This window comes from Bradyrhizobium sp. Arg816 (assembly GCF_029989365.1).
GTDB lineage: Bacteria > Pseudomonadota > Alphaproteobacteria > Rhizobiales > Xanthobacteraceae > Bradyrhizobium.
Genome location: NZ_JAPRAQ010000021.1, coordinates 74,634 through 86,287, shown reverse-complemented (window position 1 = coordinate 86,287; position 11,654 = coordinate 74,634). Strand labels below are relative to the sequence as shown.

Annotated in this window: 13 protein-coding genes; 11 read left to right on the top strand and 2 right to left on the bottom strand. The window is 58.5% G+C overall.

Going from position 1 to position 11,654, the window contains the following annotated elements:
* Position 1: 1 nt before the first annotated feature.
* The 8 genes from OWC48_RS34975 to OWC48_RS34935 all read left to right on the top strand — a co-directional run bounded on the left by OWC48_RS34975 (position 2) and on the right by OWC48_RS34935 (position 5,784).
* Positions 2–226, top strand: coding sequence for a 4Fe-4S binding protein (locus OWC48_RS34975; protein WP_282524068.1), 225 nt, complete (start codon positions 2–4; stop codon positions 224–226).
* Between the two features lie 354 nt (positions 227–580).
* On the top strand, positions 581–895 hold the full coding sequence (locus OWC48_RS34970; protein WP_282524067.1) for a nitrogen fixation protein NifZ: 315 nt from the start codon (positions 581–583) through the stop codon (positions 893–895).
* The gene (locus tag OWC48_RS34965) at positions 892–1,131 is read left to right on the top strand and encodes a nitrogen fixation protein NifZ (protein WP_282524066.1); all 240 of its coding nucleotides are present in this window, start codon (positions 892–894) and stop codon (positions 1,129–1,131) included. Before OWC48_RS34970 ends, OWC48_RS34965 begins: the two co-directional genes overlap by 4 nt.
* Before the next feature lie 15 nt (positions 1,132–1,146).
* A complete protein-coding gene (locus OWC48_RS34960; protein ID WP_282524065.1) occupies positions 1,147–1,506 on the top strand; it encodes a DUF3024 domain-containing protein in 360 nt (119 codons plus the stop codon).
* 34 nt (positions 1,507–1,540) lie between these two features.
* Positions 1,541–1,810 (top strand): hypothetical protein, encoded by a 270-nt coding sequence (locus tag OWC48_RS34955; protein ID WP_282524064.1) that lies wholly within the window; start codon positions 1,541–1,543, stop codon positions 1,808–1,810.
* A 41-nt stretch (positions 1,811–1,851) separates the two neighbouring features.
* Positions 1,852–3,006, top strand: coding sequence for a DegT/DnrJ/EryC1/StrS family aminotransferase (locus OWC48_RS34950; RefSeq protein WP_282524112.1), 1,155 nt, complete (start codon positions 1,852–1,854; stop codon positions 3,004–3,006).
* 602 nt (positions 3,007–3,608) lie between these two features.
* Entirely contained in the window at positions 3,609–4,055 is a 447-nt protein-coding gene (locus tag OWC48_RS34940; protein ID WP_282524062.1) for a Rieske 2Fe-2S domain-containing protein, read from the top strand.
* A 1,381-nt stretch (positions 4,056–5,436) separates the two neighbouring features.
* The gene (locus OWC48_RS34935; RefSeq protein WP_282524061.1) at positions 5,437–5,784 is read left to right on the top strand and encodes a ferredoxin; all 348 of its coding nucleotides are present in this window, start codon (positions 5,437–5,439) and stop codon (positions 5,782–5,784) included.
* A 444-nt stretch (positions 5,785–6,228) separates the two neighbouring features.
* Here OWC48_RS34935 and OWC48_RS34930 read toward each other — a convergent pair whose 3' ends face one another.
* Together OWC48_RS34930 and OWC48_RS34925 are read right to left on the bottom strand one after the other, a co-directional pair.
* Positions 6,229–6,972, bottom strand: a complete 744-nt coding sequence (locus OWC48_RS34930; protein WP_282524060.1) for an OmpW family protein — start codon at positions 6,970–6,972, stop codon at positions 6,229–6,231.
* A gap of 434 nt (positions 6,973–7,406) precedes the next feature.
* Entirely contained in the window at positions 7,407–7,820 is a 414-nt protein-coding gene (locus OWC48_RS34925; protein WP_282524059.1) for an ArsC/Spx/MgsR family protein, read from the bottom strand.
* 541 nt (positions 7,821–8,361) lie between these two features.
* On the opposite strand from OWC48_RS34925, the gene nifH reads away from it, so the two are divergent.
* From nifH to nifV, 3 genes are all read left to right on the top strand, one after another.
* The gene (gene nifH / locus OWC48_RS34920) at positions 8,362–9,246 is read left to right on the top strand and encodes a nitrogenase iron protein (protein ID WP_091956652.1); all 885 of its coding nucleotides are present in this window, start codon (positions 8,362–8,364) and stop codon (positions 9,244–9,246) included.
* A 149-nt stretch (positions 9,247–9,395) separates the two neighbouring features.
* Positions 9,396–10,187 carry a nitrogen fixation protein NifQ gene (locus tag OWC48_RS34915; RefSeq protein WP_282524058.1) on the top strand — a complete coding sequence of 264 codons (792 nt, stop codon included), beginning with the start codon at positions 9,396–9,398 and terminating at the stop codon, positions 10,185–10,187.
* A gap of 198 nt (positions 10,188–10,385) precedes the next feature.
* A complete protein-coding gene (gene nifV / locus OWC48_RS34910; RefSeq protein WP_404979857.1) occupies positions 10,386–11,576 on the top strand; it encodes a homocitrate synthase in 1,191 nt (396 codons plus the stop codon).
* Positions 11,577–11,654 lie beyond the last annotated feature (78 nt).

Below are 11,654 nucleotides of genomic sequence, written 5' to 3'. Positions count from 1 at the left end.
TGTGCCATTCAAGATCATCGCCTCGCAGTGTACGAGCTGCTCAGCCTGCGAATCCTTATGCCCGAACGTTGCCATCTCGGAGAAGGGGGCGAGCTTCGTCATTGAGGCGGCGAAATGCACTGAATGTGTTGGCCATTTCGACGAGCCGCAATGTCTCGCCGCCTGTCCGGTCGACAATACCTGCGTGGTTGACACATCCTTGCCTCGCTACCAGGCGCCAACCTAAAGCGTGAGGCCCATGAGTGGCATGACAAGAGCTGGTTCTGAAAGCGCCATAAGCTTCGTGCTGCGCGTTGGCGGCGGCGCAGGCGCCGACGTGCGATCTTCCATCACGGACGAGGACTGCGCTGGATTGCCCTGCGATCGTGCTGTAGCCGGTCGGCAGCACGGGCCTAGCGGGCATTGCATTCCGCGCGGTGGTCCAAAGGCGCTTCGCGATGCCGAAAGCGGCCTTCGGCAGCGCTGCCATCGTCGATGTGACCGACGATGCCGCGCGAGGATGAAGTGATGCAGGATCTCGCCTGCGGTGGGCGAGGCGGCTCCCCGCATCTCCAAAGGAGCGATCCATGAGGAGCGATACATGAACAGCATCGTTCGCGACAGCGACGTCATCGAGCTCAGCGAGCCGCCTATTTTCAGCTTTGGCCAAAAGGTGCGAGCCAGTCGCACCATCCGCAATGATGGCACCTATCGCGGCAAGGAGATTGGCGACGTTTTAGTCAAGAAGGGAGAGGTGGGTTACGTCGTATCGATCGGCACGTTCCTGCAGCAATTCTACATCTACGGCGTCGAGTATCTGGAAAGCGGCTACCGCGTTGGCATGAAGCGCAAGGAACTAGAGCCGGTGGACGCCTGCGAGGAGATCGATGATCTGCCACTGCCGGAGGAGTCATGACGCAGCCCGGCTTTCCGAAATATCGACGTGGCCAGCGGGTCAAGACCGCAGTCGACCTCATCAACGACGACTCATTTCCCGATACGGAGCCCGAAGGAGTCTTGCTCGCCGCTGGAGCGACCGGTGAGATCACCAACGTCGCGATCCATACCGAAGCGAACGTGCCGATCTACATTGTGGATTTTGGTAAGCAGCTGCTCATCGGCTGTCTTGAAGATGAAATCGCAGTACTTTGAATGGAGGCTTTCGCCATGAATGCTGCGCTGATGAGAAAGATAAAGGCCGGGCTGGTGCCTCACCCCAACGAGCTCGATCGCAAACGGATCGAGCGCGGCTTGAGCTCGCGCAAGTGCTATCTCTACGTCTCGCCGAACGTGACGCCGGTGAGGGGCGGCTATCTCGTCGAGAGCCCATGTTGCTCGCGCAACATCAACAAGGATGGCGCTCTCATCGATGTCGCGCTGATTCTTTATGATGCCGTGAGCGGAGTCTGGAAGCTGTTTCGCAAGAACCACGCGCGAGGGATCTGGGAATTTTACAGCCTTTACCATCGGCTGACCTCTGCAATTGACGAATTGAATGCGGATCCGGAGCGTCTGTTTTGGCAATGATGCCCCGCCTTTCAGCAGTCATAGAGGAGCCACGATGGCGCTCACCGCGGAGGAAGTGATCGAAATCGAGCGGCTGCTTGCAGCCGATGTCGCCGAGATGGATCCGTTTGTCGAGCTGCGGCGCCGCTTTCCGCAGCTTGCTTGGGTGCGCTGTGATGCGTCGGATGTGGCGGATCAGCCGTTCCGGCAGTTTCCGCGTTTCGACCTTCATCTGATCGATCGATCGGATCACTGCGTGCAGATTACGGCCGATCCGACGCGGGCGACCGGCATCGTATTGGCCAAAAGGAATGTTGGGCGGTGAGCACTGAACTAGCAGAGTATCGGCTTGATGGCGCGCTCACTGTGGAGGAGAATACATCATTCATTCCACTGTCCGATCCCGATATCACCTTCGCCGAGCTTTCTGCCGTTGAAACGCTGCTGTGTTCGCCGCAAATCTCCAACGGGCGGATTACTGAGGCGTTTGAGCGCGCTTTCGCCGCCTATCTTGGCCGCAAATATGCTGTTGCGGTCTCGAGTGGTACCATCGGGCTTCTCCTTGCGCTGAGGGCGCTCGGCATTGGCCCGGGGCATGAGGTTATCGCCTCGCCCTACTCCTTTCGTGAGACCGCGCATGCCATCAGTCTCGCAGGCGCACGAGCGGTATTTGCAGATGTCGACTATTGGTCGGGAGCATTAGTCCCAGCGAAGGCCGAAGAGCGCATCACGGCCAACACGCGGGCGATTGTCGCCGGCAATCCCAACGGTCATCCAGCGCCATGGTCGGAGCTGCGCGCGGTCGCGCGGCGCCATCAGCTGCTGCTTTTGGAGGATTCCACCGAGGCGATCGGATCGAGCTACAAGGGTGAGCTCGTCGGCCGGTTTGGCGACCTCGCGGTGTTCGACTTTGCTCAGCCGGTGGCCCTAACCTGTGGCGAAGGCGCAATGGTGGTGACCGACGATATCGACATCGCGCTCGGCTTGCGTCGCCATTGCGCCCATCGCCTGGACGAGCGCTCTTCCGTTGTTGTCGGTAGCACGGCGCCTTATCAGGCCGGCATGAGCGATCTCACGGCTGCCTTGGGCCTAGCGCAGCTCAAGCGTCTCGATGAAATCCTGGAGCGGCGTCGGTTCATCGAGCAGCTTTATAACGCGCATATGCAATCATTTGAGGGCATCAAGCCGCCTTATGTTGGCCCCAATGTGAGCGAGGTGAACTGGTTGCTTTATCTCGTTCATCTGGGGACACGCTTCACGCGATCGGGGCGCGACGCCATTATCGATGATCTGCGCGTCGCGCAGGTTGAATCCGCCGCCTATAGCCAACCCCTGCACTTGCAACGACACTACTTTGACTTCGGCTATCGGCGTGGCGATTTCCTGGTTGCGGAAAAAATAGCAGATCGCGCTCTTACCCTTCCGTTTCACACCCATCTCACGAACAAGCAGATCGAGTTCATCGTCGAGACCATGAAAGATGCGTCGATAAACGTGGGAGCGGGTGCCGCGATTTACTGAGATGCTCGTCATCCACGACGCGGAAGAACGAGGATTGAATTGCGATGAGCGTGGTGTTTCTCATCGCGAGAGATGAGCAACCGGACCGAGGATACGTCGTTTGTCGCTGCGTCGTCGGAGACATCGTGATCCACATGGCTGGAGCGCCCCGGATGCCGCTGGCGGCATGCACTCGTCTTAAAGCCGCAAGAGAAATGCTCCAAGCGAGCGCGAAGAAGATCTACTCGATAGCGGAGAAGGCGGGCGTTCAAGGCGCGGCTTGAGAGCCTACGCGTCAAGGTGCCCCAAACCAAGCACATCACGGTCGAGATTCTCGGTGTCGCTCAGGATCTTTAGTTACCAAAACAGGGGATCGGTATGAACTCGCAACAAGTCATCATCCACGTCCGCTTCGCTCCGAACGGAAGAGTGATCCAAATCAGCGAGCGTCCGGCGAAGCTCACGCCGAACCAGTGGTTTGACGTCCTCAACACCCGTGCCAACTCAGCTTACCGACCTCTCGCTCGTGGCCGTGGGATGTTTCAGCTGAGCCGGACTGCGATCCAAGCCTTCAAGCAGGAAACTGCGAGGCCGGGATGAGCGAACCTATAATCGGCAACCTGATGAGCGGTCACATCGAGGTTTTTGCCGTCTGTCCGGCCGATGCCATCGAGCGGAGTGAGGCCATGGGCTTTAGCCTGTTGCGGATTGATGATTGGGGCGAGAGCCGACCGTTTCCAATTATTGTGGTGCGCACCTTCGGCAATGACTATTTCGGTTACGTCAATCGCTGTCCGCATGAGAGCGTCTGGCTCAACATCGGCTCCGGTGCGTTTTTCTCGGCGGATCGCTCCTTTCTCAGATGCGGCCGGCACGGTGCAAGATTTGAGATCGACACTGGGATGTGCATCGACGGCCCTTGCGATGGACAATCGCTTGAGCCGGTAGCGCTCGCCGTAATCGAAGGTGACGTCTGCCTGTGCGGCGTCAAGCTGCTCGAGGACGATCGGTTTGCCGACCCCTTCGGGGACAGCGACGAAATGATGGATATCACGATCCATCCGGACTAACGGGCCTATCGCTTTGTTGTGCTCAAGCTGCCTGAGGCGCTTTGCCTTCGGATGAGGCCATTGTACTCGTGAGCGTTGGCGGATGCGTGTCACAGTGTGTGATTTGTGAGACAAAACGGGCACCTCGTCGGATTGCGGCCTTGTACTCCGCGACCTCCGCAGCACCAACAAGCTGCTCTTGCGCTGGCTCGTCAAATCGAGCCGGCAGGCGGGACATGCTTTCTACCCCGGCGATATGTTTGAGCGGGAAATGCCCCCGGCGGCAGGAAGTTCGCCGAGGGTATCGTCTGGGCTTGGAGAATGGGGACCAGGGCCGACAGGTCCGTTTGGGCAGGAGGAATGATGATCCTGCGTCAGAAGGCCGGCCGGCGCAGCTGGCGTTATTGCCTCCGCTTCAACTGCCATGCCAAACCTCGGTTCGTGCTAGGCTCTTACCGAATGACGCCACCATCGTCAGTTAGGGCCGGTTAGGAGCAAATGCATTCATGGGCACGTGTTCTTTGTTCCGCATTTGCCGCTGCAAGCGCGTCTTGACGCGTATCGTGCGAAGCGTGGTCCCAATCTGGGGCCGCTGTGTTGCGGTTTAACGTTGCTGCCGACGGGGATTGCGACCGGCTTGGTCTGCAGCTTCAAAGGTGGCTCGGCGATTCATCCCTGCCTCGTTGGGCTCTCGCGACAGCGCTATCTCTTGAGCAAACGATAGATGGGCTGCGGCGGAACGCAACGTCCAGCTTCAGGGCGAGGAAGATGCTGTGGGCTCGCGCCGGTCAATGCGGCCAGCCGATCACCCATGGCAGAACACGGCGCTCGATTCACCGCACGTTCGATCTCCTCACTAGGCGGCTCGAGTGCCATGAAGATCACTGCTCATTCCAAGATATGATAGCGCAAGAGCTGGGCAAAATAACTGAGATTCTCGGTTAGTCTGCGTACGAACTGCAGAAGGGTGAAGGGTCAAACGCTATGCGAGGTTTGTCGTGTCCGAAACAGAAGCGAACGACATTGTCGCAACCTTCGCAATAATTGTGAGTCGCGTAAAGCAAGGGATCGTTGCAGAAACGAACGTTACGCATCTGGTGTGCAACTTGCTTTGGAGAAGTTGGATGGTGAGGAAGTGATGAGGGAGCAGAAAGATCGCGATGAGGGCAGAAGAGGTTGGAATTGATCTAGGAGGCTGCTCTGGACGCGAAGATATCTATCGCTGATCTTCAACGACGACAATCACTATGGCGCCCGCTCATTTCGCCTGCTTTGGCAAGCGCGAGTGGGAATCATTAGCATCAATTGGTCGATGCGGCGTTTAATCGTAAGAGATTGCGGGGGCGATGTGCTCGCATCTTGTCTCTGCTCAGCTGAATTCCATTGATCACAGGATAGGCGCATGAACTCAGAAACCGAATTCGAGCTTCCTCAACTTTATAGGCATCATGTCTTTGCCTGCAACACGCAGCGTCCGCCAACTCATCCGCACGGCAGCTGTGGCGCCGCCGGCGCGCAAGCCCTGTGGGATCGAATGGCCAAGGCGATCGAAGCGCAAGGCCTCAACGATATTGGCTTCACGATGGCAGGCTGCCTTGGCTTTTGTAACTCTGGTCCCTTGATGGTCGTCTATCCCGACGGAGTGTGGTATCGCGCGACCACGCCTGAGGATGTTGACGAAATCGTAGACTCCCACCTCAAGCAAGGCAAACGTGTCGACCGCCTTGTGATGGTGCTAAAGCGAAGCTAGAGGCTTCGATTAGCGGCCACTTACCCGGACTAGCAAGCATCGACGGCTTGTCCGGCGATGAGCTGGCCGCTCAGAGCTCAGATCGTCTGAGGTTGTGCGTAGCCATCACGCCCCGGATGGGAGAATAGCGAGTCATTGACTTTGCGCGGCGTGCCGCCTTTCTTCTTCGGCCCAGTCGGCAAATGGCGCCTTTGCAACGCGCGACTAGATAATAATATGAACATATGCTGGGTCGATCTGTTTGTGTACCGGCACTCCATGCTGCGTGATCCGTAGCTCACAACGAGAGCAGTGCTGCGAATGGCTTCCCGCGTCTTGCGAAATGACGCGTCCTTGACGCGTCATCTCGCTCTGCTTGCACTACTCAGGTTATGGTACGCGCTCGATGAGCTCGCAGCGGCCGGGTTGATGAAACGGAGTCCCCTTTCTGATCCTGTTTTAGCGTCAGAACTTGTAAGCGACGCCGCCGCTGACGAGCCATGGGTCGATGTTGGCGCGCCCGGTGACGGCAATCGCATTGTTTACGGTCGCAGAGTACTCCGGCCGCAGCCATAGCTTCTTCACGTCAAAGTTGAGGCCCCAGTTACGATCAAGCATGTAATCGAAGCCGAATTGGACCGCCGCGCCGAATTGGTTGCTGATGCGCAAATCCGTAACGGCAAGCCCGGCGAGCGACGTATTGGCTGCCGATTGGTTGAAGAATGCGGTGTAGTTGATGCCCGCGCCGATATAGGGCTTGAGCGCGCCGAAATCGGTGAAGTGATATTGCAGGGTCAGTGTTGGCGGCAACAGCCAGGCGTTGCCGATATCGAGGCCAGTGAGCACGCCATTGCCGCTGATGTGATGGCTAGTCACGCCGAGAATGAGTTCGGCGGCAACGTTTTTTGTGAAGAAATAGGTGATGTCGAGCTCGGGTATGGCTTGATCGCTGATGGAAAGCCCAGAACTTGGTGAGGACAGCGAGGGCGCCCCGGCGACGCTGACTGAGCTGCCTGCAGTATTCGGCAAAACGCCAAGCACGCGCAGGCGGATCATCCATGGATTGAAGGGTTCGATCGGGGGCGCTTTATAGTAGATCGGCGCTCGGCCCAGATCTGCAGCCTGTGCCGGGATGCTGGCCAACGAGGTTGCTAACGCGAGGAGTGATGCCCTCGTCAGAACTGTCCTTGTTCTCATCGAATTCTCCATTCCAAAAGTCGCGCGAAGAGCCGCGCGAGATCTCTGTCACACACGGGGAATGGCGGAGGATTTGATGCCGATCAAAATGGGAATGGGCAGAGCGAAATTATGCCGCTAAGTTGCATAAGGATCACGGCCGCGAAGCCTGTTCTGATCGTTATTCAAGTCAAGAGCGCCGAGTCTCTTCAAGAAACCGCCTCTCGGCCTGGTGCTCTGATCGGATCCAGGCCGCGGACGTGATGCGCGATAAGGGCGGGAACTGTCGCGGCCTCTCACAACGGCGAGAAGCGCGGCATTCGAGCGCCGCATAGGCGAACGGAGCAGCCACTCGCGCGCGCCGTCTCAGCGAGGGTGCCGTCGCCTATTGCCCGTTAAGGAAGCCGGAAGTGGGAAACGTCATCTTTGGCTTGTTTGATGGGGCTGGGGGACGCTCCTTGGTTTCCTCAGGTCTGCGGACAGGGCGTGGGGTTTGCTTCGTGCAAGCATCCCTCGAGATCATCTTGCGTCTTGCGGCCAAGCAGCGACAGCACGGGCTCATGATCGAGTCCGGCACATCGTGCCCCGTCTACGTCGATCAGCGGTCGTCGTATCAGGAGCGGATCGCCCACCATCAATGCGAGTGCGCTTGCCGCGTCGATAGTGTCGGGATTGACTTCGCCTGACTTGATACGTGCTGCAGCTCGGTTGAACCAGGAGCCGACGGGCATATTGCCGAAGAAGCCGCTTAATTCCTCCGCATCCCATGGCTCCTTCAAGATGTCTTGGGGGATCACGTCGTGCCCGGCGGACTTCAGCGCTTGAATCTGACGCGCGTTAGTGGCGCAGCCGGGCTTCTGATAGAAGATGATTGTCGTCACGACATACCTATGTCGGCGCGCTGAGCTGAACGATTCGTACGGCGCGGCTGCTTCGGGAGCCTGTTCAATTTCTTGCCGATCATCTCCAAAGTCAGCCCAAGCCCCGTACCAATGTATGCAACCTCGCCGCTGATGCGCCAGGTTTCGGGCCCGACCGGCATATTCACGGTCGTCAAATCGGAGCAAGTTCCATTCCACACCTGAAGGCATCGGAACAGGTTTTTCGCGTTGATGGTTGTGGTCCTTTGTTAGCTTTCCGACAGCCGCGCAGATCCTGTTAGATCCAAAACAGCCAGTACCTTGCTCACCGGCTAGTTGGTTTTCAGAAACGTAATCAGAAGCTTAAGGAGCGTGGTCAAGCGTTGGCACGGCGGTTGCTAATAAGTGGCAGCAACACTGAGTGAGGGCTGAGTGCACGCCGACGCGTAAGACGAGCGATGTGCTCCTTCCCTTGAACCCGTGTGCTTCCGTTTCTGAGAGAGAAACAAGCTCGCGCGCAACAAGCGCGCAACTTTTGGCAAACCGGTTGATGGAGAGCAACATGTCTTCACTAAGACAAATCGCGTTCTACGGGAAGGGCGGCATCGGCAAGTCGACCACTTCGCAGAACACGCTGGCGGCGCTGGCCGAGATGGGTCAGAAAATCCTGATTGTGGGGTGCGACCCGAAAGCGGACTCGACCCGCCTGATTCTGCACGCCAAGGCGCAAGACACGATCTTGAGCCTTGCAGCGAGCGCCGGCAGCGTGGAGGACCTCGAGCTCGAGGACGTAATGAAGGTCGGCTACAAGGACATTCGCTGCGTGGAGTCCGGTGGTCCTGAGCCGGGTGTCGGCTGCGCCGGCCGCGGCGTCATTACCTCGATCAATTTCCTGGAGGAGAACGGTGCCTACGAAAACATTGACTATGTCTCATACGACGTGCTCGGCGACGTCGTTTGCGGTGGCTTTGCGATGCCGATCCGCGAGAACAAGGCGCAGGAAATCTATATCGTGATGTCTGGTGAAATGATGGCGATGTATGCCGCGAACAACATTTCGAAGGGAATCCTGAAATACGCAAACTCTGGCGGCGTGCGGCTGGGCGGTCTGATCTGCAATGAGCGGCAGACCGACAAGGAGCTGGAACTGGCGGAAGCGTTGGCCAAAAAGCTAGGCACTCAACTGATCTACTTCGTGCCGCGCGACAACGTGGTGCAGCATGCCGAGTTACGCCGCATGACGGTGCTCGAATATGCACCCGATTCCAAGCAGGCCGATCACTATCGCAATCTTGCGACCAAGGTTCACAAAAATGGCGGCAAGGGCATCATCCCGACTCCAATCTCCATGGACGAGCTCGAGGACATGCTGATGGAGCATGGCATTATGAAGCCCGTGGACGAAGCCATCGTCGGCAAGACCGCCGCCGAACTCGCGGCCTCGTAAAGGTCGCGAGTCGCGGCCTTGCGAAGGCGCGCGACGAATGCCGGTCTCCCTCACCCCCCATCCCGGGAGGCCGGCATTCTGACGATCGACCCTGATCAAAACCAGGATGCGGCAGCGCAAGCCTGACCATTGTGGAAACTCGTAAAATTATGTCCGAAGCGCACTTCCTTCCGTTGATGGCTGCTTGTGCCGTTGATGCCAACAGTCAGATGCACAGGGGAATTGCAATCTACAGCCTGCTCACCGGTGTGCCTCCAGCAGATGCCGATATTGCCGTCGACAGCAATCTCGATCGCCATGTCCTGGCGTCCATCCTTGCGGCTGCCACAATGGATGGTGGCTCCCTTCCCGAGAAGGCCGGCCTGTCGGGCCTTGAACTGGCGGCCTTGCTGGAGCAGTACTTTCCCTCCCTTGAGATCAAGCTCGCGGAGCAGCTCTCGGCTTTCAAGTGCGAAGAGGACGACGAGATCGCAATGCTGCGCGATTTCTTGCTCAAGCAACGCTCGACTGAAGGGGATATCGGCCGATGGCTGGCTGCGATGATCGCGCGCCGCGCCATTGAGCCAGACCATCTGTGGGAAGCTCTCGGCTTGCGCAATCGTGGCGAACTCTCTCGGCTGCTGAGCCGCCATTTCGCGCCGCTCGCCTTGCGCAATGTCAACAATATGCGCTGGAAGCGCTTCTTCTACCGCATGCTTTGCGAGGATGAAGGCCTCGTGATGTGCACGACACCCGTGTGCACGCAATGTGTCGACTTCAACCTCTGCTTCGGCGAAGAAAGCGGTGAGAGCCGGATGGCCGAGCGCCGGCGCGACTTTCTGTTGCAGGCGGCTCGGCCGGTCGTTGCCGGCGACTGGCCATCTGAACTGCCACAAGGGTCCGCGATCGCACCATCATCGGAGAAAGCCTCGCAGGATTTGGTAAGCCGCGCGGAAGGTTGAGGGCGCGGCTGACGCCGTTTCGAGCGAGTGACCATGTGTCCAAGGCGGCGGCGGGCTCAAGTGCTCCGCAACAATTCTCACCTCCTGGCGCGCCGCAACTGCATTAAAGTTCGAACTCGGCGGGGCAATAGGCAAGGCGTCATTTACGACAATCCATTTGCTGAAGCTTAGGTAGGTCAAACAATGAGGAGCTCTCGCGTGATTGCCGCTAGCACCGCCGCAAAGTCGTCTTGGTCCGACCAGGTGCGCGCCAAGCCCACCGTGCTCAACGACACGACATTACGCGACGGCGAGCAGGCACCCGGCGTTGCGTTCACCGCAGAGGAAAAGCTAGCGATCGCGCAGGCGCTGGCACGGGCCGGAGTCACGGAGATCGAGGCGGGAACGCCGGCGATGGGCAACGAGGAGATCGCCGCCATTCGCGCCATTGTCGAAGCAGATCTTCCGCTGACCACCATAGGCTGGTGCCGGATGCGGGAATCGGATGTCGACGCGGCGATCGAAGCAAAGGTGTCCATGATCAATATGTCGATCCCGACCTCCGATGTCCAGATCGCGGCCAAGCTAGGTGGTCATCGCGACCTGGCGCTGGAACGGGTGAAGCGATTGGTAGGCTATGCCTGTGCGCGCGGACTTGAAGTCGCCGTCGGTGGTGAGGACTCCTCTCGCGCCGACATCGATTTTCTCATCAGACTGATGGCAACTGCAAAAGCCGCGGGCGCGCGTCGCTTTCGTATTGCAGATACGCTCAGTGTGCTCGATCCCGACGCAACCTACGTGCTGGTAAGGAATTTGCGCGCGACCACCGATCTCGAACTCGAATTTCACGGTCACGATGATCTCGGACTCGCGACCGCCAACACGCTCTCCGCTATCAAGGCCGGCGTGAGCCACGCCTCAGTGACCGTCATCGGGCTGGGCGAGCGGGCCGGAAATGCCCCGCTCGAGGAAATCGCGGTCGCACTCAAGCAGCTCTACGGTCGCGAGACCGGCATCATACTCCCGGAGCTCGAGAACGTCGCTGCGGTGGTAGCAGCCGCGGCCGCACGTGTGATTCCTGTGAATAAGGCCATCGTCGGAGAGCATGTATTTACGCACGAATCCGGCATTCATGTCGATGGCCTTTTGAAGGATCAACGCACCTATCAATCGCTTGATCCCGTTTTGTTTGGCCGCTGCAACCGCTTTGTGATCGGCAAGCATTCCGGACTTGGGGCGATCACCGCGTTACTCGATGAACTGCAGCTCGTCGCCAGCGCCGATCAAGCCAGACAGATTCTGTCGCAAGTCCGCAAATATGCCATCGAGCACAAGCGGCCGGTCGAGCGCGAAACCGTGGCGGCGATCTGGCGCGACGTGTGCGGATGCCTGGCAACCCACCCCGCGTGAAAAGCCGTGTCCAGCAGCGTTTACGTAAACAGACGCGCCGCAAGGACGGCGTCCGATATCGCTGATGGGCCCGAACGG